This is a genomic window from Liquorilactobacillus ghanensis DSM 18630, from assembly GCF_001435235.1.
Classification (GTDB): Bacteria; Bacillota; Bacilli; order Lactobacillales; family Lactobacillaceae; genus Liquorilactobacillus; species Liquorilactobacillus ghanensis.
This window is the reverse complement of sequence record NZ_AZGB01000016.1, coordinates 374,606-400,350: the sequence shown is the minus strand read 5'-3', so window position 1 is coordinate 400,350 and position 25,745 is coordinate 374,606. Positions and strand designations below refer to the sequence as shown.

The window sequence follows — 25,745 nt, the reverse complement described above, 5'->3', positions numbered from 1 at the left end:
ATAAATTCAACTTTACGTCCCCGTTTTTCGATCATCGCTCGAGTTTCATCCCATTCGGCTTTACCAAAAGTCGGAATAAAAATATCCGCGCCCGCTTCGGCCAATGCAACTGCATAACCTTGCCCTAAACCGGTGTTGCCGCCGGTAATGACCGCAACTTTGCCTTTCAGGCTAAAAAAATCCATTTTAAACTTATCTAACGCTGCTTCATTGGCTTTAATTTCTTCAATTGATTGTTTCATTTATTCTGCTCCTCAATTATTTTAATTGATCCATTGCCACAGCATCCATATCATCATAGGTCTGATTTTCACCGCACATCGCCCAAATAAAGGCATAACGCGTTGTTGCTACTCCACAATGAACTGACCAACTGGGGTTAACCACTGCTTGTTCATTGGCAACAACAATATGTTTAGTTTCCGCTGGTGTTCCCATTATATGAAATACTTTAGTTTCCGGTTCAGCAAATTCACAATACATATAAGTTTCCATTCGCCGAGCATGAGTATGAGCTGGCATAGTGTTCCAAGCTGATCCCGGTTCCAAAACAGTGTAGCCCATTTGCAATTGACATGTATCCATCTGTGAAGCGTCAATATATTTGTAAATTGTCCGCTTATTCATGTGCTCTTGATCGCCTAGCGGTTTAGCCAAAGCATTGGCAAATGGTAATTTTTTATTGGGATATTTTTTATGTGCTGGAGTCGAAACAACATAAAATTTGGCTGGATCATTTGCATCAATTGATTCAAACAAAACCTGCTTAGTACCCTTGCCGACGTAATAACCATCGTGTTGAACCATTTCAACTTTTTCACCATCAATTGTCAATGACCCTGTACCACCAATATTAATAATGCCTAACTCACGCCGCTCTAAAAAATAATTGACCCCTAATCCTTTATCAAGTTTAATTTCTAACGCCTGTTCACTTGGTGTTACTCCACCGAAAATCATTCGATCATTATAAGTATATGTTAGTAAAATATCGCCTTTAGAAAACAGTGTTGGCATTAAAAATTGCTCACGCATCTGTTCAGTCGAATAATGACGAATATCTTCCGGGCTATGCGCGTATCTGGTTACCATTGAAAATGTCATAATTAATTCCTCCTTGTTTAGTTTCTTTATAAGAAACCTAATTTCCTATTTACAAGATAATTTTAATATCTTGCTCTCACAAATGCAAGCCCTTTCTATGAAAAATAATCATTAAAAAATCATAAATTACCCATTTTTCATTTTTAAGTTTTTGGTGATATTTCATTTGGTTTCCATTTAAAACTCAATTTTACTTAATTTTTAGCTGCTAAAATTTAATATCCACTAAGCAGATCACAGCAGAAATTCGCATTGATAATCACCATCTGCATTAATGAAATCAGCGATAGAATAACAAAATAATTGATTAAATTACTATATCAGCTAATATTTAAACAAAGAGACAAATTAGATATTGCAATTCAAAAGAAAATAAATTACAATCACTTTGTAGAATATAAGAAATATAGTTTCTCATATAGAAATGTAATAACCATTCAAGGAGGATTAACTTATGAATACTTATCGCTTGCAGCAGTTGCTTTACGAGGAAACAGACATTGAAAAAATTCAGAAAAAAAAGCATAATTTCATAATTGACCTGCCTAAATATTCATTTAACTACCAGAATGGGCTTTTAACTTTAAACGATACCAGTTTCTTCAAAAAAAATGAATATCTATTTATAAATAAACATAATCGCTATGCAGCCTGTCCAAAACATTGTTATCAATTTATTGAGTTAAATTATATGTTTTCGGGAAAGTGTACCGAAAAAATCAATGGTGAGAAAATAGATTTGAAAAAAGGAGATATTCTTTTTTTGAACGCAGGTTCCAAGCATGCAATTAGTTCACTCGGTAAAAATGATATTTTAATAACCTTTTTGATCAAAGAAAAGAATATTAAGGTAGACTTGTTATCCCAAACAAAGGGATTTTTAAATATATCAATGGAAAATATAACGCCATTTTTTACTGATATCTTCCGTGATAAACAATATCATGTTTTTAGAAATAACGAACCATTAAGTTTTGAACAAACATTGAACAATATCATCTATGAGTATTATTTCCCACAAATCTACTCGGCGGAAATTATAAAATGTAATTTATTAAAATTCTTTCTACTTACAGCTAGAAGATCCGAAAAAAGCTGTCCTGATTCACAGCTAGAACCGCATAATTCTATATTATTGTCCCAAATTACTGAAGAAATTAATAAAAATTTTAAATCCTTAACCCTAGCAGTAATTGCCCAAAAACTAAATTACAACAAAAATTATATAAGCAATTTCATAAAGAACCAAACCGGAAAAACTTTTACCGAGTTAATAAACATCAGACGAGTTGCCGAAGCAAACAAATTGATTAAGCATACCAACTATTCCATAGCCCAAATAAGCGAACTAGTCGGATTTTCCAGTAAAACATATTTCTATTCAGAATACAAAAAGCACTTTGATCATTTGCCTTCACATGACCGCCAATATTCTGCAGCTGAGTTTTTAAAAGTTTAACGTCTGATTACTGTTTTATGCTAAAACGCTCATATTTTTAGATGAGTAGCTATAACTTTACAATTACCAAACAAAACGGTTCTCAAAAAAGCTGCAAGCAATTAAAAAATTGCTCTACATTAATTGCTTTGCTGTTATTTTCAACTGCATAAAATTAGTCGAAGAAAAATTAATTTCTTCGGCTTTTTGTTATTTTAAGCATTAACTAAACTACTACAAAACATCAGAGTATAACTGATTGCTAATTTTCAAAGAAATCTATTGATCGGTAACAGCTGCTTTTTTTGCAAGTTGCAAATCTTTAAACTCATGGAATAGAAACGCGATCAACAGCCAAGCCCCGAAAATATACGGGAAAAACTTCACTGGACCTTCCGGTTGCGGATAGACACTTCTAACAATCGGAATCATCAACAAAACCGCGGTGATCAAAGATAAGATAACATTATGAATTTTTAACTCAGCAGATTTATACAGAAAAACAGGGGCGCTGATGGTAATTAACAGATAAGCAATTAAAAATCCCCAAACAGCAATTGTGCCAAACCACTCATATGTGTTTTCAATAGTTGTCATTAAAGCAAAACCCACTCCCAAAAAACCGATAATTGCTCCAGAAACGCCAATTGCAAAGGTCGGTGTTTTCTTTTTTTCATTAACAAACGAAAACTTTTTGGGTAGATAGTTTTCCGAACTCATTTTCATCATAATTCTAGATCCGGCTGTAATTACACCTACCGTACTGGACCAGAAACTGATTACAGCTCCTATTGTAATGCAATAGCCCAGAAAGGAAACATGATTTCTAGTAGCTAAAAAACCAAGTGGCGACATTGACTCTCCAAGCGAATGACCAGTTCCTGAAAATCCCATCATCATAATTAACGACATGATAACAAAGAAAATGCCAACAGCAAGAGGACTGCTGATAATAGCTCGTGGAATATTTTTAAGTGGTTCTTTAGCTTCTTTCCCCATCGAAGCAGCTCCCTCAAAACCCACAAAACTGAAGAACGCCAAGCCCAGTCCGGAAGCAACATGGCTAAAAGAAATATTTGTAAAAGCAACATTGTTAGGATTAATTGAAAAATGATGACTAAATAAAAGGACAATTCCAAGAATTGAAATAATTGAAACAGATAGGAATTCCATTGTCATCATGGTTTTAGTAGAAAGTTCTACTCCCTTTTGAGCCATTAACCAAGCAGTGATTGTACCGATAGCTATTAAAACTGGATAGGGTAATGAAATATTGATATAAGCTAGCAGTGTATGTGCATAAATCGCAAAACCAGCTAAAACCGCTACTGCTGTTGTGATATAAGCAAACAAAATACTGGCACCAGACATGAAACCAACTCGACTGCCAAGGCCGTCGGTAACATAAGTATAGATACTGCCAGAAGTGGCATATCGCCGAGAAAAGACATTTACCTGTTTAGCCAAAAGTACACAAGCCACAGTAGCAATTATATAGGAAATCCAAGTACCGTTACCTGCAAGAGCAAAAACAACCGGAATCGTAATTGCCGGTGTTGCAGTAGGAGCAATATTAGCTACTGACTCACCAAGAACCTCAAAAAATGATAATGAATTTGCTTTTAATCCAGGAGAATTTGTCACGGTTGAACTAGGTTGTTGCGGACTGATTTTTTTGGAAATTTCAATGTAACTGGCATCCGATAGTTTTTCATGCATAAGCAGCACTCCTTTGCTAAAATTTAAAAGCGGCAAGCAGTAATGTCATAATATATAACATCGACAATTGGATTATATTATTTAAATGTGAAAAAAGCAACTGTGTTCTAATCAAAAACTACGCATTTTAATAATATTTTCAGTTTTAATATTGATTAATCTGAATTTAGTGGTAATATTCTAATCATTAATAGTCAATTCGCTTTATTGGCTATTGTTGTCGGTTAGCTTTTATCACATGACAAGAATTTGCTAAAAAATGAAAGGTGTGTTGTTTATGATTAAAACTGATGAATTACAAGAGGCCCTTCCCCAAGTTTCTATGCCACTTCCTGGACCAAATGCTAAAAAGGTTTTAGCAAAGCGAGCTGCAAATGTTCCTGCTGCGGTTCTGTGCAGCTATCCAGTAGTAATTAGTCGTGGAAGTGGTGCAATGATCGAAGATGTTGATGGCAATCGTTTTCTTGATTGGGTCGCCGGTGTGGGGGTTATGAATGTCGGCTATAGTCAACCGCAGGTGATCGAGGCTGTCAAACAACAAGCGGAGCGATTCTTCCACGGAATGATCAACATTACAACACATGCCAACTATGTTGACTTAGCAGCGCAGATAAATAAATTAGCACCGGTTAATGCTGAAGATAAAAAGACCATGTTCGTTAATTCCGGTGCCGAGGCGATCGAAAATGCCGTTAAAATTGCTAAATCAGTTACTGGCAGAGCTGACGTGATCGTTTTCTCAGGCGCCTTTCATGGACGAACGGCACTAACATCAACCATGACGGCTAAAAAAACATATTCATATGGCATTGAACCAGCAATGGGGGGAATTCACCGAGCAGAGTTTCCCAATCTATATCGAGCACCACATGGATACTCACGCGAAGAGAGCATTCAATATTACCTTGATAAACTTCGATATGTCTTTGAACAAGCTGTCCCAGCTAAACAAGTCGCAGCAATTGTTATTGAACCAATTCAAGGTGAAGGCGGCTTTATTCCTGCACCGTTTGAGTATGTAGCAGCATTGCGAAAAATTTGTAATGAAAATGGTATTATGCTAGTTGCTGATGAAGTTCAATCAGGATTTGCACGTTCGGGAAAATTATTTGTTTCAAATTATTGGAAAGAAAACGGTTTTGCACCTGATATTATTGCCATGGCAAAGTCAATTGGAGCTGGATTGCCATTAGCGGCTGTAACAGCTGGTTCACAGATCATGGATAACATTCAATCCGGAATTGTCGGTAGTACATTTGGAGGAAATGCTTTAGCATGTGCTGCGGGACTTCAAGTGCTTGATATCATTAAAGAGCAGCAATTAACTGAACGAGCTAAACAAATTGGTCAAATGGCTTTTGATGGATTTACCGATATGCAGTCGCGTTACGCTGAAATTGGTGATGTTCGCGGAATCGGCAGTATGATCGGTGTTGAATTTGTAAAAAATAGAGCTACCAAAGAACCATATCCAGAACTAGTTGCTAAAATTATCAAACATGCCGTTTCTCATGGTTTAATCATAGAAAATGCTGGCGTTCACGATAATGTTATTCGCTTCCTAAGTCCGTTAGTCGCAACCAAAGAACAAATCAAAGCCGGGCTTGCTATCTATGAAACAGCAATTAAAGAATCATTGACAGAATTAGCAAAATAGTAGACTATTTTTAATGATGAGTTGTTTTAGAAATACAACAGCTTAAATTATTACAATAATTTATAATTCAAGCACCACTTTTTCTAATAATTAATTGGATAGCTCAAAAAGACGGTCAACTTTGTTTAAGCTGACCGTTTGATAGCTAAAAATCCTGTTAAACTGGCTGTGGTAAGTAATTGCCTTGCCGGTTTTTTTGGTGATGAATAAAAATTTGCTATTAAAATTCTGGCATCTCACCTAATTATAAAGCCTGTTTGCTCCCAATGTCAGATAGATTTCTCAACAAAATTCACCTTTAAATCACGAGCTACATAATTTAATGAATTAGAAACAATTGCTTGGAAGCGGCATTGAACAGTTGCTTTACCGTTACATGGACGTAAATCAAAAGTTGTTTTTTCAAGCTTGACATCCCTAAAAGTAGCTTTAAGATTAGCAAAAACAATGTTATCCAACATCTTTGCTTGCTCAGTATAGATGAAGATGCTGTTATCACTCAAAAATTCGATATCTTCAAATTTAACATTCTCAAGCCGTTGCCCCGACAAATCTGTGTTTTCGGTTCTTGGCAACAAAGTAATAAAAATCGGTTCACCAGATCCCCACCATTTTTCAGTAAATCTTTGAGTTTCAATTTTTATATCCTTGAATACTATATTAATTGCACTGCCGGGATCCCGCAGTTGAAAAGCCAGTCCCCGATTACTTCCTCTAATATCAAGCCGTTCAAACTTACAATTTTCAAAATCACCAAAACTACTGCTGCCAAATTTAATAGCTGAGCTTTGAGACTCTATATAACAATCTGTTACATTTAGATTTTCGCAATTACCATATTTCGCCGTTTCTTCGGTACATTTTAGACAAATACCATCATCCCCAGTAATAATTTCACAATTTTGAATTAATGTGTTTTTGCTTCTATCCACATCGATCCCATCTGTATTGGGCATCCGCATTTCATTGTGAATCTTGATCTTAGTGATAACTGTATTTACACAGCCAACTAAATGAATTGTCCAAAAAGGAGCCTGCTTTATTTCGATATCTTCCAATGTTGTATCCACGCAATTCTCAAAATATAGGGTCATTGGTCGTGGGTATTTGTAAAATTTTAAATGGCTTGCAGTTTTTTGGTTGGGAAGTATAAATTTTGTATAGTTGCCATCGATCGTACCTTCACCGCTAAATTTTATATGCTCGCAGTTTTGGGCATATATTAAAGCACAAATAGGCGTCTTATTTTTATTCAATTCAAAGGGTCCTGGTCGATGATAATACTTTGCTTCTACTCCGCTGCCCTTCAAGCAAACTCCCTTGGCTAAATGGAATTCAAGATTGGATCGTAATTTAAGCCCGTCAATCAAATATATCCCGGGTTTATCAAACGAAATTGTTAGCTTATTCTTTGGATCATGGTCATTTATAATTTGTTGCAAACAGCTGGTCAACTTGTTAAGATCTTTAATAACCTCAAAAATATGAATGGTCTGCTGTTTCATTACTTCCTCCTAACTTTGATTAATTTCATGACAACGACCTGTTTGAGAGATTAAGCCAATCATAAAAATTTTTACAGTAGCTACTTATCTCCCAATTCTATCGTGGTTTCACACTGTCAAGTGCACTCATCAGGTATTCAAAGTTTTTACTATTAATAAACTTAAATTGATTTGCTTCCAAATTATTGAACTTCTCAACTAGCAAATAAGCCGTCAGGTATCTCACTAAAGCTTTTTTGCAATCTTTTTCGTCATCATCACCGGTTAAATTCGAGCCGCTAACCACTGAACAGGCAAAAGCCGCTGGATCTATTTTTATTTTTTTATCCGCCATTTTAAATCATTCTCCTTTAAACATAAATTTCCTAATTCTAACGATTGTCAAAATTATCATTCATATTTTGGTTACTGTGTTTAATATTAAGTGAAACGTTTTTAAATTTCAGACCCTTAACGCCAACAATATTTCCAAACTCACTAACATCTAACTTAATATCTTCAAAAATAATATTTTCCATCGGTTTTGCAGGGAAGGCTTTTATATCAAAAGCGCGTGCTGATTTTTCATAATCAGCTGATAATTTTAAAGAAACGTTTTTAATATAGACATCTCTTACTTTAGTTTGCCATAAGTTTTTAGGTATCGAAGCAGCCACGCTTCGCCAAAATTCAGGTTTTGATTGAAATTCTTCGTCACTAATCTTTTTCAAATTATATTCCCGATGCCAATTAAGTATCCATGAAAACGGAAATCTGACATTCTTCATCTGCAAATTTTCTACAAAAACATTTTCAATCGCGCCACCGCGTTCTGCTGATGATTTCATCCTTATCCCGCAATCACAGCCGACAAATTCCAAATCGTGAACTTTAATTTCATAAACACTGCCGGTTACTTCACTGCCAATCGTCAATCCGTACCCCGATAAAAACTTGCAATGATCGATCTCGATTATTCGACTAGGTCTCCCCACCCTATAACCATCACCATCTCTGCCTGATTTAATTGCAATACAATCATCGCCGCAGGAAAATACACAGTTATGCACATGCACTTTTTCAGACGAATCAATATCTATTCCATCTGTACTAGGTCCGTTATTTTTATCAATAACTAAATTAGCTATTTCGATTTTAGAACAATAGGTTATTTGTAAATTCCAAAATCCAGACTGCGTTAAATTAATATCTTTCACTTTAATATCGCTGGCATTATACAATAATATTTCTCTAGGTCTTGGGATTGAATAATCAGCTATCCAGCGCAAATTCTGTTCATCATATTGCTTTCTGGCCCCACTCTTTTTATCATTTCCCCAATATTTGGCCCACCAGAAGGGCCCTTGCCCATCGATTCGACCATTTCCGCTAATAGAAATATCTACCGCATCAATGCAGTTTATAATAGCTGCCGGCCATTTCATCTCAATCCCAGCAACTCTGGTATTAATAATTTTATAATCTTTAAGACTTTTTGTTCCCAGTAAAACTGCGCCATCTTCAAAAACTAAGCTGGTATGACTCTTTACAAAAAGTGAACCAACCAAATAAACTCCCGCCGGAATAACTACCGTATTTTGGACATCATTAACCGCATCGAGTGCTGCTTGAATTGCTTTTGTTGCATTGGTGGTTCCATTTCCTTTCGCAGCAAAATCAAGTACATTTATCTGCATAGAGCTAACCCCCTAAATCAGCTGGCCATCTTAAAATAGCTTTTAATCTACACATCCCCTATGATCTACAGATATATTAAACAATTTAAAGTAACTCACTTAGTTGCCTAAGAACTAATAAAAACAGCAAGCTCTTCAACGAATGATTAAATTGTCAAACTAAAACGAAGAAACTCATCGGCAAGTTTTCTAGCATGTAACTACCTTGCATCAAAAAAGTTAATCCTTGTCAGATTTGGCAGTACCTCATTATCTGATAAATAATCCAATTCTATAATTTATCAATTATCTGATTAGCATTGATCAATGATTGTTTAAAATCCTTTTGCGGAGTTTCGTCAAGGATCACGTAAGGTTCACATTGAAAATCAGCAATTATTTTGACCATTTCACTGATAGCGGCATCTCCAGTTCCGATCGGTGTAACGACCTTTTTTCCAGCTTTAAATGCATAATCTTTTAGATGAAACGCATAGATACTTTCGCCAAAGTTTTCAATGGCTTCTGCAACCAGCTCCGTTGCTTGATCACTTGCTTGATAAACCAAATTAGCCGGGTCCAAAATTATTTTTAAATTTGGTGAAGAAACCTCTTGTAGCAGTCTTTTTGTCAAACCAACACTGTGTATCGGATGATTTATACCAGGTTCAATTCCCACGAGACAACCAAGTTTAGCCGCTGTGTCAGTTAAACTTCTTACTTCATTAATCGTCTGCTCAACAATTTTGCCATCCCAATTTTCTTTAGTAAAGTTAAAATTCGGGTCAACACTGCCGGTTTCGGTAGCAACAAGTGCGCTCCCAAATGAACTGGCAAGGCTCAGATACTTTTCAAATTGTTGGCAGTTTTTTGCTCTTAGTTTAATGTCTGGATGAATTATATTTACATAACATCCAAGGACCGCGATACTAATTTTATTCCTTGCAAAAGTTTTTCTTACACTGTCAGCTAATCCGAATGAAACATTTTTCCCAGAATCAGTTAACTTATCTAAGGAAACCCGCGGAGCAAACTGAACATATGAGAAATTTAATTTATGCAATTCAGCTGCTAATTGGTCAACATCATTAAAAATTGGTAGATCATGGGCTCTAATTCCTAACTTCATTTTTCATCTTCCTTAAATTTAAAGCTGCTTACTTTAGTATTAATCTTTATTGATCTCTTTTAATTCAGCAGAAATTTTATTCATCTTACTCTTTGTTAATGAATAAGCAAAGAATAAAATGAGGACTGCGACTAATAACAAAAAGGCTGGCAATAAATTTGCAACATCATAGATTCGATCTTTAACCGCTTGACTCTGGACTGCCCCGCCAACTGTTGAAGATTGATAACCAATTAGTGCCAGCAACCAGCCACTTAAGCCACCAGCCAAAGCCTGACCAACTTTACGAGCAAATGAATTAATTGCATAAATGGTACCATCTTCGCGATAATGCGAAATATACTGATGATAATCGATTACATCGGTAATAAAAGCCCAAACCATCAGATTGAAGAAGGAGTAGCAAACTGTACCCAAGAACATTAAGGCTAAATAAAGCCAAACGTTTTGAATCTTCAAAAAATAAAGCAGGAAGAAAATAACTGAAGATGCAAGCAAGGTCACCGAACTAGCTTCTTTTTTGCCAAATTCTTTAATGATCTTATTTGCAAATGGAGCTAAAATAATTGGACAGCCATAAGCAAAAAACTCAGATATAGATAACGCAACATTATTTTTGTAAAAATCATTAAACAAATAACTTATCATTGTTCCAAAAGCACTCTGATTAATAACGACAAACATATCAGTTAAAATTAAGGCAATCAACGGTTTATTTATCGAAATACTCTTAAACATTTCCTTTAAAGAAACATTATTAGTTTTCTTAACTTGGACACGTTCAGTCGTGAAATGGTAAGTCAAATTGTACGAAATAAATGCGATCACTGCACAAGCAATTGAAATATAAAAGAAATGCATGCCACTGATCTGTTTTTGACCGGAACCAATGCTGGTATACATAAATATCGGAATCAACAAGCCAGTCGTTGCTCCACCAATAGCTGACCCAACACTTCTAAAGGTTGATAATGATGCTTTATCATCCGGCGCTGGACTTATCGCTGAAGCTAGAGAGCCATAAGGAATATTAATGCAGGAAAGCAAAATACCATATGATAAATAAGTAATAGTTACATATACTAATTTTCCAATCATTGAAAAATCATTAACAAACGGTAAAAATAATACTATACAAATTATGCAAAATGGATATTTAGCTTTACGAATCCATGGTCTGAAGCGTCCTTGCGGTGTCAGCTTAGCAACATCAGCCAGCCTGCCAATGGTTACATCAGTAAACGCATCGATAAATCGGGCAATCAAAAACAGTGTTCCCAATGTTGAGCCGGCAATTCCTAAAACATTGGTATAATAAATAGTTACGAAACTATTTACCAAGCCCAAAATAAAACAATTGCCTAAATCGCCAAACATATAGCCGATCTTATCCCGTTTACCAAAGGGAGCTGCTTTTATATTGACAGCTTCTCCATAGTCTGCTTTTTTCATTACTGCCACCTCCCATAACTTTATTAATAAAAGCCTTTAAGATATTCAGTCAAAGCAAGAATTGCCATTGACTGGCCATAAGGCATGATCGAGATTTTTATGTGCTTATAAAATTCTTTATCTTTGCCCATTGGTGTTCCAGCCGAAACATGTGCCAATCCGCCATTTTCATCAATATTGGCGATTAACCCATTAATTGCTTTTTCAACTGTCTTCAGATGTTCTTTACCGATCAATCGTAAATTAATCGCCTTTAAAATACCGTAGGCAAACCCAGCTGTTGCAGATCCTTCAATGTATGAAGTTGGATCATCAATCAAGGTATGCCAAAATCCGGTAGTTGGATCTTGATACTTTTCCAAGGCACTAAGCTGGTACTTAAAACTTGTTACTAAAAATTGTTGGTATCCATCCGTTTGGTCGCAGCCGATCAATTGTAGAAATTCTGGAATTGCAATCGTGATCCAGCTGTTTCCGCGACCCCAAAATGCAGCTCCAAAATTATTTTTTTCATTAAATGTCCATCCGTGATACCATAAACCGGTTTTCTTATCCTGCAAAAACTGAATATGGAGCAAAAACTGTTTCTTAGCTTCTGCAACATATTCTTTTTTATGGAAAAGTACTCCCAGTTTGGTCAATGCCAATACACTCATCATCAAGGTATCGTCCCACATTTCATTTGGATTTAAATCTCCAAAGGTAACGTGTTGGAAGCCTCCTCTTTCAGTTCGTGGAAGTTCGTAATATAACCATTCACCCCATTGTTGTAAATATGGCAAATAAAATTTATTATTGGTTTCTTCAAATAAATCTGCTAATGTCAACATCTGTACCATTGTGTTAATATTTTTCTCAACCGGCTTGCCGTTAAGATGATCGTCATACCATTTCTCAATACGTGCTAAAACTTGGGGATCTCTGGTTAATTGATAATATTTCATCATCCCATATAAACCAATTCCTGATGTCCATTCCCAATAATCAAAGCTTTTATTATCAATTATCGAACCGTCAGCTACTTTAATTGAAAATTCACCCGTTGGATCACTAAGATGGATCAAATTGTCAATTAACAACTTGATTTTTTCATTCAATTTATCTTTAGTAATTGTCATCTCTGCCATTTTTCAATCCTCCTAATCAAAAATTGCCTATAGTCGTATCCAATTAATTAACACACCCTAGTCTATTGATTACGCTTTCATTATATTTGTGAAATATATCTCAATCAATAATTGATATACATATGGCGGTGTTTAATATACATATTTCATTCAGATTAGAAAACAATTAAAATATATTTGTTTATACTTGTTGTAAATTGAACTTGGTAATTACATACTCTGGTTGCCTTAGCAAATTACTTGAAAAGTTACAACAAGATGCCAATTTGCGGCCCGTGCCAACTCTTTTTTATGTGACATCTATTGGCTTTTAAATTATAATGGTTTATGCATAAACTCATTTATAAGGGAAGATAAAAATGGCAACTAAAATGTATGGTTCAGTTCTTATTAAAGCGAAACAAATTACTGATTTTATTGCTGATAAAAATACTTCAGTTTCTTTAAAAGAACTTGATGAACACCTTGAAATTACCAAGCCGACTATTTTGAAAATATTACGAACTTTGGAATATTGCGGCTTTGTTCAACAAAATACGGAAACCAAAAAATATAGTTTGGGAACTGTTTTTTTGCGTTACGGTCAAAAAGTGGCTGAAAACTTCGATATTAAGGATTTAACTCGACCATTTCTTGAACAACTGCGCGACGAAACAAATGAAACTGTAAATCTCGGTATTGTTGAAAAAAACAATGTAGTACTGTTAGACAAGCTGGAAAGCTCAAGAAGCGTTAAACTCGTTTCACGAATCGGAGGCACCATGCAGATGTATTCATCCGCAATGGGAAAGGCTTTTTTAGCCTACTATTCCCCTGAAAAACTAACTGCCTATCTAAGCGAAACACCTTTAAAGCCCTTAACTTCACACACTATAACTGATGCTGTTGAGCTTAAAAAAAATCTCGAAAAAATCCGCCGTCAAAATTTTTCAATTGACGATGTCGAAAACCAATTAGATATTTTCTGCGTTGGTTTTATAATTCAAAAGAACGCCAAATGTTATGGGGCTTTCAGTATTAGCGCTCCCAAATACCGTGTTAATAAAAAAATACTAAATGATTTCATTAAATACGGTAAAAAAGCTCAACAAAATATTTTAAAAGCACTTCCGTAAGTGTTGATTGATTTAAAACCATTCATGAAAATGACCGGTCAGTTTCCAATGGAAATTAACCAGCTCTTTTTATGAACGGCCGAAAATTGTAACTGACAAAAAAAGCTCTCCAAAAAAGAGAGCTTCATCATCTTATTAAAATTAATCCTCATTACTTTATAAAAAGATTCAAAACCAGCACTACTAATAAACCAACAACTGAGTTTACGAACTCTAGTGCCCCCCAAGTTTTAAAGGTATCTTTTAATGAAATCCCGAATGATTGCTGAAACAACAAAAATCCTCCGTCATACATAAGTGTGGTCGTATTGCTTCCACAAGCACAAGCCAATACCATCAGAACTGGACTAACATGAAAAGCCGTTATCATTGGTGCCACAATTCCAGCTGCCGTTATCGCAGCAACCGCTCCCTGCCCAGTCAAAATTCTAATTAAAACCGTAATGATCCAAGCTAAAATAAAGGGCGAAATCGGCACTTTACCAACTAATTCTACAATGACATTACCAATTCCCGAATCGATAATTACCTGCTTCATTATTCCACCTGCAGCGATCACCAATAAAACATTTGAAATGCCTTCAATAGCACCAGTCATACTTTTAGTAATTTCTTTTCCTGAAACTCCTCTGGCGTATCCAAAAGCAACCATCGCAACTAAAACAGCCAGTAACATACTGATTTCGGCGCTACCGATAAACGATGCAAATTTATACATAAAACTGGTTTGTTTATACAGCAATTTTATAATTGAAGAAAAGATCATTAAAATTGCCGGCAGTAATGGCACTAACAAACTAATTCCAAATCCAGGCAATTCAGCTTTGGGCTTTTTAGGTGCTGGCTTCATGACATTTCCTAGTGGCATTTCTGCTAACCCAGGTATAAACCTTCTTATTAAAACCCCAGAACAGATAATAGTTGGAACAATAACAACGAATCCCCAAATATAAACCTGTGCTATATCTGCATGAAAAGCTGTGACTAAAGCCATTGGACCCGGTTGCGGTGGAAAAATACTATGTCCCATGGTAGCACCGGCTATGGTTGGAATTATTAATTTCATATAAGGAATTTTGGCTTCTTTGGCAATGCTAATAACCAAAGGAACAGTAATTAAAAATGCCACTTCATAAAACATCGACATTCCAAAAATAGTTCCTATAATCAACAAAGCAAACGGTAAAAGCTTAACTCCCATTTTCTCTACAATTGTATCGGCAATTTGTTGTGAAGCACCTGAATCGGTCATCAATTTACCAATTATCGCCCCAAAAATAACAATTAAAGCCAGCGTGGATAATACCCCGCCTACGCCTTTTTCAATTGTTGGAACAATTTGACCGATCTTCATCCCTTCGGCAAATGCAATAAATAAGCCTGATAGTATCAAAGCCAAAATATTGTGCATTTTAACTTTAACGATCAAAAACACTAGTAAAAGGATCCCCACAAAAACCCAGATTAAATCTAATAAATTAGCCAATTATACTCTCCCCCTGACTTGTCTTTTCCCCTGCCTTCCATAAAACACCTGATAACGTCAACTTCAACATGATTAGGTCATCCCCAAAATTTTTAAAATTAGACTTAATCATCACTTAAACATATTCAGTAACTTCACTATCATAAAATTTGTTATTTTAGATAAATTCTGTAGAATTAAAATCTATAAAATAAAGCTGATTTTTGAAAAATCAGCTTTATTTCTGCTAAAAAAACATTTATTTTCGACTTAATCTACCTGATTTTCTGTCATAAATTTTGTTAATTCAGCTTTATTTGGCAAACCTTCATTATCGCCGATGTTTTGCATTTGAATGGCACCGATAGCACTTCCGCGCCGTAAACAATCCCGATCACTTAACTCTTCCAGTTTGGCTGAAACCACCCCAGCCACAAAACCATCGCCAGCACCAATTCGATCAATGATCTTAGGAATTTTAATTGCGGCAACTCTTTCTGTCTGGTAACTGCCATCTGGTTGACGATGTTTACTGTATGAACCATCGTCTACTAAATTGACAATTACTTGCTGGATTTGACTGTTTTTGTTTTGCAAGTAATAATCAACAATATCTTCAACAGCTGTTTTACCCGTTAAAATTCGCCCTTCTTTGATATTAGGCATCATAACATCACATAAATTGGCAATTTCGTTAGTCCGCTTAATCATCAAATCTTCAGAATCCCAAATTGTTGGTCGCAGATTTGGATCAAACGTAATTTGAACATCATTTTTACGAGCCATTTCAATCAATTTTAAAGTAGCTTGATAGCCTTCTTCACTCAAACCGGCTAAAATTCCACCCAAATGTAAGATCTTAGTATCAGAAAAGTCCAAATCGGCCAATTTATCAATATCAAGATGCGAAGCAGCGCTTCCTTTGCGGTAATAATCGGTTTCTGGTCGCCCGTTATCTGCCAAACCTTTCAGCATGAAACCGGTCTTCCATTCCGAATTAATTTGCAAACCACTCAGATCAATTTTTTCTTTTTGTAACAAATCTTTAATCTGATCGCCAAATGTATCTTCACCGATCCGGGAAATAAATTTAACTGTATGGTTTAGACGAGCAACACCAATAGCCACATTTAAATCAGCTCCAGCAATCCGGCTGGAAAAGTGCTTTACTTGTTTCAGCGGTCCTTTGTCTTGTGCAATAAACAATCCCATCGGTTCACCAGCGGTAATCAATTCTGTCATTCTTTTATCTCTCCCTCTTAAATTCTAGTCAAAAATTATTTCATACTGCATCAGCTTGCTTTGAGCTGGCTTTAAAAATAAATTTCCATCTTTTTTCATCCAATCAATCGGTTCGCCATATACATCAGGCAATCCATTAAAAGGTTCAATACATAAAAATGGTAGCGGTTGATCTTCTTTAGTCCATAAACAAACATTGCGAAAATCTTTTAATTTTAACGAAATACGCTGATTTGTTTTTGTCGAACCAAGCTTAACCTCTGTAATGTCTTGGTTAGCAATTATACGTAAACCGTTAGCAAATAATTGCCGCGACAATTTGATTTGGTGCTTGTTTTGTGTTGGCAACAATTCCAATTTACCGGTTCGATAAGGAAATGGCTTCATAACTATCTCATAAGCCTGCAGCCGATCCTGATTGCCAGCAAATTCTAAATAATAATCCTCAAAACTTCCTTGGTCTGTGGCAATTGGCAGGTTGAATGCCGGATGAGATCCCAAAGCAAACGGCATAGTTTTTGAACTTAAATTAGTTACTTTAAAACTAACTGAAAGTCCTGTGCTAAGCAGCTGATACCTTACCTTTAATGAAAAATCAAACGGATACATCAGTTGTGTTTCCGAATTGCTTTTAAGTTCAAAAACAACTGCACTGTCGCTTTTTTGAATAACTTCAAAATTCTCGTCGGCAGCAAAACCATGTTGTGGCATATCAAATGGCTGTTCATCAACTAAATAACTATCCTTATTTGAACGACCAATTGCTGGAAACAGTAATGGAGCATGCTTAGGCCATTCCTTACCATTCCAAAGATAATCAAAACCATTTTTTTTATTTACAAAATTAGTTAATTGCGACCCCACGGGATCTATATTTAGATAATAGTTATTGTTTTCAATTTTTATCACGCTGAACTCACTCCTTTGGTAAAAAACCAAATTTTCAAATTATTTTGCAGCGTTGTCTTGTTGAATTTGCTCTAAGGATTTGCCAGCTGTTTCTTTCAGAAAGACTTGGACAAATACACCCATGATGACACAGAAAAGTCCAAAGATAACGAAAGTCCAAACACTGCCCAACTTAGCAATCATTACCGGATACAACTGTGTTACAACATATGTCGCTAACCAAAGAACTGATGAAGCAATCGATGAGGCACGGCCACGAATTTTATTTGGGAACATTTCTGAAATTAATACCCAAGTACCGCCGCCCCAAGACATTTCAAAGCTTGCAGTATGCAAAACAATTAAAATAACAATGAAAATATCAAATAATTTGGTAATTGGATTCTGAGCAAATAAAATTGCAATTAAGAACAAGCAAGTGGCCATCGCATAACTTCCCCATTTAAGCATGCGGCGACGACCTAATTTATCAATCAAGCCCATGAAGAAAGCAACAAACAATACTTTAACCAAGCCAATGAAAACAGTTTCAATCATTGCGGCATTGCTTCCGGCACCAGCTTGCTTGAAAATGGTTGGTGCATAGTAGCCAATTGCATTTATTCCTGATAACTGTTGGAAAATCGAGCACATAACAGCCACAAATAAAGCCATTTTAGAACCTTTTTTCAAGAGTTCTTTGGTAAAACTTTTACTATTTTTCTCACTTTGAATGCTGGCATGAATCTCTTTAATTTCTTCATCAACCTTTTCAGTTGGTTCATTCGACATTCGCTGCAAAATAGCTGAAGCTTGATCACTTTTATTTTTGTTAATCAAGAATCTTGGACTTTCAGGAATAGCAAATATCAGCAAGAAAAAGAGAATTCCTGGAACCATTCCTGCAAAGAACATCATTCTCCAGCCAACATCCTCATTCCAAGCTAACGAATGAGTATTCGCAATTATGGCATTGACTAAATAAACGATAAAAATTCCACAAGCAATCGCTAATTGATATCCGCCAACCATTTTCCCACGAATATCCTTGGGAGCTATTTCAGCTATATAGACTGGGACCAAAGTTGAAACCATCCCAATTCCCAAACCACCGATCAATCTAGAAATAATCATTAACGATACACTGCCTGCCAATGCACAACCTAACCCAGACAAAGTAAACAAAATAGCTGAGATCGACATTACAATTTTTCTGCCGATTTTATCAGAAAGCCAACCTGCAATTAGGCAGCCGAAAAAGGCTCCTAATGGTATGCCGCCTGATACAAAACCTAAGACACCACTTGACATGTGAAAGACCGGACCAATGTAATTAATAGCACCTGACATTACACCTTGATCATAGCCGAACAAGAATCCCCCAAAAGCAGCAATAAGAACGGTGATTAGTAAATACTTGGTATAGCTTTTGCCCTTTTTTTTCATATAGAACCTCTCCCCTATTTCAAAAACAATAACTAATCAAAAAAACCAAAGTAGTGATATGCATTATTGTAAGAAATATCTTCGACAATCTTGCCAAGATATTCATAGTCCTCAACTACTTGTCCCCGTTCGACCCATTCACCAATCAAATCACATAGAACTCTTCTAAAATACTCATGCCGCGGATAAGACAAAAAGCTTCGCGAATCAGTTAACATTCCCACAAAATTAGCTAACAGACTTTGTTGGGCCATAACAGTTAATTGTTTATGGATTCCTTCACGAGTATCGTTAAACCACCAAGCGCAGCCTAATTGCAGTTTCTGCACTCCTTCACCCTGAAAACTCTGCATGCCAGTTGCCAACTCCAGCCAATCGTTAGGATTAGTTGAATAAAGCATGGTCTTAGGCAGTTTATCTTCAGCATCCCCCAATAATTTCATCATTTCACCAGCAATGCCGCTTTGTGAGCCCATTGAATCAAAACCAGTATCCGGTCCCAATTTGGCAGACATCCGCGGATTAGCATTGCGCAAGACGTTGATGTGATACTGCATCGTCCAATTATATTTTTTATTCAATCCCATCAATGCTTCCAACAGCATGGTCTGGTAACCATTAACTTCTTTAGCTGATAAATGCTGATTATCAACTTGAGCCTTAGCAATAATCTGATCGACTTGTGCGGTCGAAAGTTTTTCAAAATGATACGTATTCAGTCCATGGTCCGACAAATGCCCACCCATTGAAGTGAAATACTCAAATCTTTGTTCCAGCGCCGCAACTAACGAAGCAAAATCGTGGATTTCAACCCCAGATACCTTACTTAGTTGTTTCAGATATTCGCCATAATCTCCTTGATTAATTCGAATAGCATTATCCGGCCGCATAGCTGGCAAAACTTTAAAACCATTCTGCTGTTCTTGCGCTGCTAACAATTTATGATAATGCAGGTCTGATGCCGGATCGTCAGTTGTACAAACGACTTTTACATTGGCATTTTTAATTAAATTGCGTGGCTTAAAATCCTCAGTCTGCAATAATTGATTAGCTTTTTCCCAAATTTCCGGTACATTAGCAACCGTAAATGGTTTATCAATCTTGAAAAAGCGCTTCAATTCAAGGTTGGTCCATTCATACAACGGATTCCCAATTGCCTTTTCAATCGTCTTAGCCCACTCAACTAACTTTTGATATTCATCACCATCACCGGTAATCAAATCCTCTGGTACACCGTTTGCCCGCTCTAATCTCCATTTATAATGATCTCCGAAAATTCCATCATTCAACCAAATGCGCGTTAAATTAGGATAATTCTTATTCTCGTAGATATCCTTTGGATCAAGATGGCAATGATAATCAATAATTGGCATCTTTTCAGCATGTTCATGAAATAACTTTTTAGCCGGTTCGTTGGTTAACAGAAAATCCTTATCTAAAAAAGACATGTTTTATTCCTCCTAACTAAAAGTTCTTGTTACTTACTTTCTTTTTCAATTGCTTCCCATAAACCGCTCAAATACGAGATACCTAACGCACGATCATACAGTCCATAACCGGGACGACCTGCTTCTCCCCAAATATCACGGCCATGATCCGGTCGGATATAGCCATCAAAGCCAGTATCATGAAGGGCTTTCATTATTTCATACATATCCAGTGAACCTTCTGATGAAAGATGAGCTGATTCATGGAAATCACCTTCATTGCCCATGAATTTGATATTGCGAGCATGGATAAATGGTGCCCGGTCCTTTGCAACAAATTCACGAATAATTGCCGGCACATCATTAGCCGGATTTTCACCCAAACTACCTGTACAAATAGTAAAACCGTTGTATTTGGATTCATGCAGTTGTTCAATTGTCAACATATCTTCACGGTTTTTGTAAATTCTTGGCAATCCGAAAAGTGGACGTGGCGGATCATCAGGATGCATTGCCATTCGCACATCACATTCTTCACAAACAGGAATAATTTCATCCAAAAAGTATTTCAGATTTTCAGTTAACTTTTTCGCATCAACTCCGCTGTAAGCTTCAAATAAGCGTTTTACTTCCGCTAATCTTTCCGGCTCCCAGCCTGGCAGTACATATCCGTTGGAGTTATCTTGGACTGATTTCAAAATATCTTCGGGATCGCCTTCAACCTTTTTATGTTGAAATGCCAAATCAGTTGAGCCATCAGCTAATTTAAAGTGCAAATCAGTTCTTACCCAATCAAAAATCGGCATGAAATTGTAACAAATTACTTTGATCCCGTATGCTGATAAGTTTCGAATTGTTTCTTTATAGTTTTCAATATATTTATCCCGACTTGGCAAGCCGATTTTAATATCATCATGAATATTAACGGATTCAATCACTTCAAGTTTTAGACCCGCAGCTTCAACTTCATTTTTTAAAGCAGCAATCTTTTCTTTAGGCCAAACTTCACCAACCGGCACATCAAACAAGGCACCGACAACTTGGGTCGTGCCCGGAATTTGCCGAATATCCTTTAATTTAATTGAATCGTCTTTTGATCCATACCATCTAAATCCCATATTTTTCATAAAGTAATCTCTCCTACTTCTGTTTTATTTTGAAAAGTTAAATCCTTTTTCAGCTACTGTCTGCTGAATTGTTTCAGCTACAGCTTTTGGTCCGGTAATCATTTTTGCAAAGTAGTTTTCAACTTTACCAGCCAAACCAATTTCATATAAATCATTGCCAAAAATTTCGTGATTGCTGAGAATCGGCTGCAGATGCTGATGAACATCAACATTTGTTCCTAATTTAATGTCCTTAACATATGGCTGTAATTCTGGCAGCATCGGATCACGACTTAATTCAAAGGCTTTGCCATTATCATCAATCCCCATTAAATAACGGCACCAGCCAGCTAAAACCAACGGAATAAACTCAAGCTCTCTGACATTACGATCGTCAGCATCAAGATAATGCTGAATCGTTACTCCATAACGCACCGGAATTTTTTGTGAAGTATCACTGGCAATTCGTTGTGGTGTATCAGGAATATTTTTATTCGGCAATCTCTTGGTAATTAACTGATCAATAAATTTCCGTGGATTCAAGATTTTCGGATCTTTAACAACTGGCAAATCTTCACGGTATCCCAAGTTTTTAATCAGTGCTAATAAATCTGGATTCTCTGTTTCTTCCCAGATAGAGGTATAACCCAATAAATTACCAAAGATTGCTAAAGCGGTGTGTAACGGATTCAAACATGCTGTAACTTTCATTTGATCCGCATCGTTAACTGTTTCGCGCTTAGCCAACAATACTCCAGCATCTTCCAACGGTGGCCGTCCATTAGGAAAGTTATCTTCAATTACCAAATAGTGAGTTTCTTCAGTATTACCAAAAGGCGCAATATTAGTATGTTTAGCAGTATGCACGATTTGATAATCTTCAAATCCGTCAGCCTTTAATCTAGCAGCAACACTTTCAGCTGGATTAGGAGTAATCCGATCGATCATGCTCCAAGGGAAAGTTACCTTCTTAGGATCAGTCAGATAATCAATAAAACCTTTTTCAACAAAACCTTTTTTCAACCAGCCTTTAGCAATTGTCATAATTGCCGACTCTAACCGCGCACCATTTTCAGAAAAGTTATCCGTGCTGACCATGGCAATCGGTGCTTGGTTGCGCAAGTAACGAGCATACAGCAAATGTGCAACTGCACCCATATTAGTTTTAGGATGCTTCGTTCCATCAGCAATATCAGCCTGGGCTGCTTGCGTCAGATTGCCATTGATATCCCGCAGAGCATAACCTTTTTCAGTAATTGAAAATGTTGCAAATTGAAGTGATGGATTTTCAAAAACTTCTGTCAAATATTGCCAGCCAGTTGGATAGTCTGCATTATAGAAAGTGCTGCGACCAACACTGGCAACCAGTTCTTTTTCTAAAGAACCATCACTGCCCATCGTCACGCTTAAAATTCGATTATTGTATGCATGATAAATATCATCGATTACTTGCTCATCGTATGTTTCCGCAACAATAATTCCACTTTTTAACTTACCTTCATTTAATAATTGCTGAGCAATTACTGAGTGAAAACAGCGAAATAAATTACCACCGCCGAAATGGACCCAAATAGGAGTTTTTTCGGTTTCTGTTATAACTTCTTCTTGCAGATAATTTGGTACTTTAATTCCAGCTGCTTCAAACTCAGCTTGTTTTGCCACATAATCATCTGTTAATTTAACCATTGTCTCAATCCTCCATTATTAAAACGTTGTGACTTCTCTAAAAACCTTGTAAATCCTGACAGACTGTTTTACTATAACTAGTGTACTAATATATCAATTACCAGTTTCAATGTATACGCTTTCTTACAGAATGTCAATACCTAATTTGATTTTTTTTATAAATTTAAGGAGGAACTTAAATGCTGCAAAAAAATACTTTTACGCAAAAAGTTGCTGCTGCCGGAGTAATCGCCGTAATTCGTGCCAAATCTCCTGCAAAAGCACTTGAAATTTCCGAAGCTGTCATCAAAGGTGGTTTAACTGGAATTGAATTGACTTTTACCGTACCGCAAGCTGATCAAGTTATAAAAGAACTTACTACTAAATATCAAGATACTGACGTCGTAATTGGGGCTGGAACGGTCCTTGATCCGATTTCTGCTCGCCTAGCTATTTTAGCTGGTGCGCAATTTATTGTCAGTCCCAGTTTTAACCCTAAAGTTGCTGAGATCTGCAACCTTTATCAGATTCCCTACACCCCTGGCTGTCAGACAGTTACTGAGATGCAGACTGCTTTAACTGCCGGAGTTGATATCGTTAAACTTTTCCCTGGATCTGTTGCTGGTCCGCAAATGGTAAAAGCTGCTTTAGCACCTTTGCCACAGGTCAATATCATGCCAACTGGTGGCGTTAGTTTGGAAAACATGGCTGAATGGTTTAAAGCTGGTGTGATTGCTGTCGGTGCCGGCAGTAATTTATTAAAACCGGCAGAAAATGGAGATCTTGCGGGAGTAACCGCTAATGCACAAAAATACGTTGCCAAATTAAAAGAAATTCGGCAGCAATAAGTTAAACGGAGGAAAATATGGTTGATTTATTAACTGTTGGCGAACCATTAGTTGTTTTCGCTTCAACCGAGGATAATCAAAATTTAGTTAAAGCTGCCAACTTTCAAAAACACTTAGCTGGAGCAGAACTAAATGTTGCTGTTGGAATCTCAAAATTAGGTTTTTCAACCGAATATATTTCACGGGTTGGTAATGATCCTTTTGGGATATTCATAAAGGAACGGCTGATCCAAGCAAAAATTGGAACCACCTATTTATCAACCAGTCAACGTGCCTGGACCGGATTTGAATTGAAAGAAAAAGTTACTCAAGGCGATCCTGATACTTTTTATTTTAGAAAAAACTCAGCTGTAACTGAATTAACTAGAAAAATTGCGACAATTATTAATTTTCAAAATGTCCGGGTCCTACATTTAACCGGAATTTTCGCCGCACTATCTGAGCAGACTTTGGCAATTTCGGAAGCCCTAATTAAACAGGCTAAAAAAGATAACACAACCGTCGTTTTTGATCCTAATTTAAGACCGGCTTTATGGCCTTCCACCGCAAAAATGGTAGCCGTGCTAAATCGATTAGCTTTTCAGGCCGATATAGTTTTGCCGGGAATAAATGAGGGTCGAATTTTAACCGGGTTGGATACACCGGAGCAAATAGCCGATTTTTATCTGCAGCATGGCAGTAAAAACGCTGTTATTAAAGTCGGTGCCCGCGGAAGTTATTTCAAAACCGACCAAGCGAAAACCGGATTCGTTCCCGGCTTCAAAGTAAAACGGGTAATTGATACGGTTGGTGCTGGAGATGGTTTTGCTACAGGGGTAATTTCCGGTTTGCTCGATGAGATACCATTACCTGAGGCAATAACTCGTGGAAATGCAATTGGTGCCTTAGCCACTCAAACGACTGGTGATAATGATAATTATCCTGACCGGCTTGCTTTAAAAAAATTTATTGCGGAAAATTCTAAAAAATGACTTTCAAATCAAATTGCATGACCCGTAAAAAATGTATATACTTATAAATAGTAAACTTGATGTATTTTTATGAGTTGTAATAGAAGAGAGTGATTTTTTTGCTTAACCCAGCAATGAATTTAAAACTGCAAGCATATTCGGAAATCCTAAAAAGGATTATCAGTACTGAATATCAGCCGGGCCAACGAATTTCCGAAAAGGAATTAAGCCAAGAATTAAACATTGGTCGAACCCCAATTCGTGAAGCTTTGTTACAGTTACGCCAAGAAGGCTTAATCAATGTTGTTCCCCAATCAGGAACTTATATTACTAAAATTGATCTATGTGTTGCGATTAGTGCGCGCTTCATTCGCGAAAGTATTGAAACCCGAATCGTTAAGGAAGCTACTGCTCTAAATGATCGGACAGCTATGGCTAAATTACAAAAAACAATTGCCAATCAAAAGTTCTTTTCCAAACAAAAAGAATTTGAAAAATTCTTCGGTGAAGATGAAGCTTTTCATCGCGAATTTTATTTGATGACCAACCATCAACAGGTCTGGGAATGGTTGCAAACTACCAATATGCAATTAAATCGCTTTCGCATGTTGCGACTAAAAGTAAAAACGCTGCCTTGGGAAAGCTTGATCAATGAACATGAAAAGATTTTAAAGGCCGTCAAAAACCACGAGCCCGATGAAGCTGAACGATTAATTGCTAATCATCTTCATTTAATGCTCGATGAAAAAGATGCTCTGTTGAATACTTTTCCTGATTATTTTACTAACGTTCCCGATAAAAAATAAT

Annotated in this window: 21 protein-coding genes and 1 pseudogene; 6 read left to right on the top strand and 16 right to left on the bottom strand. The window is 36.5% G+C overall.

Going from position 1 to position 25,745, the window contains the following annotated elements:
* Positions 1–242 (bottom strand): annotated as a pseudogene (locus FC89_RS12705) (2-deoxy-D-gluconate 3-dehydrogenase); the annotation flags it as partial.
* 16 nt (positions 243–258) lie between these two features.
* Complete coding sequence (gene kduI, locus FC89_RS07320; RefSeq protein ID WP_057871893.1) at positions 259–1,104, bottom strand: 5-dehydro-4-deoxy-D-glucuronate isomerase; 846 nt, start codon at positions 1,102–1,104, stop codon at positions 259–261.
* 454 nt (positions 1,105–1,558) lie between these two features.
* Between kduI and FC89_RS07315 the strand changes: the two genes are divergently transcribed.
* Positions 1,559–2,563 carry an AraC family transcriptional regulator gene (locus FC89_RS07315; RefSeq protein WP_057871892.1) on the top strand — a complete coding sequence of 335 codons (1,005 nt, stop codon included), beginning with the start codon at positions 1,559–1,561 and terminating at the stop codon, positions 2,561–2,563.
* A 258-nt stretch (positions 2,564–2,821) separates the two neighbouring features.
* On the opposite strand, the gene FC89_RS07310 is transcribed toward FC89_RS07315, so the two are convergent.
* Entirely contained in the window at positions 2,822–4,261 is a 1,440-nt protein-coding gene (locus FC89_RS07310) for an APC family permease (RefSeq protein WP_057871891.1), read from the bottom strand.
* Positions 4,262–4,538: 277 nt separating this feature from the next.
* Here FC89_RS07310 and FC89_RS07305 point away from each other — a divergent pair, with 277 nt between their 5' ends.
* The gene (locus FC89_RS07305) at positions 4,539–5,918 is read left to right on the top strand and encodes an aspartate aminotransferase family protein (protein ID WP_235804398.1); all 1,380 of its coding nucleotides are present in this window, start codon (positions 4,539–4,541) and stop codon (positions 5,916–5,918) included.
* Positions 5,919–6,187: 269 nt separating this feature from the next.
* Here the strand turns inward: FC89_RS07305 and FC89_RS07300 are convergent, their stop codons facing one another.
* From FC89_RS07300 to FC89_RS07275, 6 genes are all read right to left on the bottom strand, one after another.
* A complete protein-coding gene (locus FC89_RS07300) occupies positions 6,188–7,423 on the bottom strand; it encodes a glycoside hydrolase family 28 protein (RefSeq protein ID WP_057871889.1) in 1,236 nt (411 codons plus the stop codon).
* Between the two features lie 97 nt (positions 7,424–7,520).
* Entirely contained in the window at positions 7,521–7,757 is a 237-nt protein-coding gene (locus FC89_RS07295; RefSeq protein WP_057871888.1) for a hypothetical protein, read from the bottom strand.
* A 37-nt stretch (positions 7,758–7,794) separates the two neighbouring features.
* Positions 7,795–9,099: a glycoside hydrolase family 28 protein gene (locus FC89_RS07290; RefSeq protein ID WP_057871887.1), complete on the bottom strand. Its 1,305-nt coding sequence runs from the start codon at positions 9,097–9,099 to the stop codon at positions 7,795–7,797.
* Between the two features lie 271 nt (positions 9,100–9,370).
* A complete protein-coding gene (locus tag FC89_RS07285) occupies positions 9,371–10,207 on the bottom strand; it encodes a sugar phosphate isomerase/epimerase family protein (protein WP_057871886.1) in 837 nt (278 codons plus the stop codon).
* Positions 10,208–10,246: 39 nt separating this feature from the next.
* Positions 10,247–11,659, bottom strand: a complete 1,413-nt coding sequence (locus FC89_RS07280) for an MFS transporter (RefSeq protein WP_057871885.1) — start codon at positions 11,657–11,659, stop codon at positions 10,247–10,249.
* Positions 11,660–11,682: 23 nt separating this feature from the next.
* Complete coding sequence (locus FC89_RS07275) at positions 11,683–12,786, bottom strand: glycoside hydrolase family 88/105 protein (protein WP_057871884.1); 1,104 nt, start codon at positions 12,784–12,786, stop codon at positions 11,683–11,685.
* A gap of 359 nt (positions 12,787–13,145) precedes the next feature.
* Between FC89_RS07275 and FC89_RS07270 the strand changes: the two genes are divergently transcribed.
* Positions 13,146–13,901, top strand: a complete 756-nt coding sequence (locus tag FC89_RS07270; RefSeq protein WP_057871883.1) for an IclR family transcriptional regulator — start codon at positions 13,146–13,148, stop codon at positions 13,899–13,901.
* A gap of 151 nt (positions 13,902–14,052) precedes the next feature.
* Here FC89_RS07270 and FC89_RS07265 read toward each other — a convergent pair whose 3' ends face one another.
* The 7 genes from FC89_RS07265 to FC89_RS07235 form a co-directional block, all read right to left on the bottom strand.
* A complete protein-coding gene (locus tag FC89_RS07265; RefSeq protein ID WP_057871882.1) occupies positions 14,053–15,387 on the bottom strand; it encodes a gluconate:H+ symporter in 1,335 nt (444 codons plus the stop codon).
* Positions 15,388–15,636: 249 nt separating this feature from the next.
* On the bottom strand, positions 15,637–16,608 hold the full coding sequence (locus FC89_RS07260; RefSeq protein ID WP_057871881.1) for a sugar kinase: 972 nt from the start codon (positions 16,606–16,608) through the stop codon (positions 15,637–15,639).
* A 24-nt stretch (positions 16,609–16,632) separates the two neighbouring features.
* The gene (locus FC89_RS07255; protein WP_057871880.1) at positions 16,633–17,517 is read right to left on the bottom strand and encodes an aldose 1-epimerase family protein; all 885 of its coding nucleotides are present in this window, start codon (positions 17,515–17,517) and stop codon (positions 16,633–16,635) included.
* A gap of 39 nt (positions 17,518–17,556) precedes the next feature.
* On the bottom strand, positions 17,557–18,942 hold the full coding sequence (locus tag FC89_RS07250) for a sugar porter family MFS transporter (protein ID WP_057871879.1): 1,386 nt from the start codon (positions 18,940–18,942) through the stop codon (positions 17,557–17,559).
* Positions 18,943–18,974: 32 nt separating this feature from the next.
* Positions 18,975–20,390 carry a glucuronate isomerase gene (uxaC, locus tag FC89_RS07245; protein WP_057871878.1) on the bottom strand — a complete coding sequence of 472 codons (1,416 nt, stop codon included), beginning with the start codon at positions 20,388–20,390 and terminating at the stop codon, positions 18,975–18,977.
* Between the two features lie 29 nt (positions 20,391–20,419).
* Entirely contained in the window at positions 20,420–21,496 is a 1,077-nt protein-coding gene (uxuA, locus tag FC89_RS07240; protein ID WP_057871877.1) for a mannonate dehydratase, read from the bottom strand.
* 24 nt (positions 21,497–21,520) lie between these two features.
* Positions 21,521–23,161 (bottom strand): mannitol dehydrogenase family protein, encoded by a 1,641-nt coding sequence (locus tag FC89_RS07235; RefSeq protein ID WP_057871876.1) that lies wholly within the window; start codon positions 23,159–23,161, stop codon positions 21,521–21,523.
* 182 nt (positions 23,162–23,343) lie between these two features.
* Between FC89_RS07235 and FC89_RS07230 the strand changes: the two genes are divergently transcribed.
* From FC89_RS07230 to FC89_RS07220, 3 genes are all read left to right on the top strand, one after another.
* Positions 23,344–23,988, top strand: a complete 645-nt coding sequence (locus FC89_RS07230; protein WP_415591583.1) for a bifunctional 4-hydroxy-2-oxoglutarate aldolase/2-dehydro-3-deoxy-phosphogluconate aldolase — start codon at positions 23,344–23,346, stop codon at positions 23,986–23,988.
* A 17-nt stretch (positions 23,989–24,005) separates the two neighbouring features.
* On the top strand, positions 24,006–24,959 hold the full coding sequence (locus tag FC89_RS07225) for a sugar kinase (protein WP_057871874.1): 954 nt from the start codon (positions 24,006–24,008) through the stop codon (positions 24,957–24,959).
* Positions 24,960–25,057: 98 nt separating this feature from the next.
* Positions 25,058–25,744 carry a GntR family transcriptional regulator gene (locus FC89_RS07220; RefSeq protein ID WP_235804397.1) on the top strand — a complete coding sequence of 229 codons (687 nt, stop codon included), beginning with the start codon at positions 25,058–25,060 and terminating at the stop codon, positions 25,742–25,744.
* Position 25,745 lies beyond the last annotated feature (1 nt).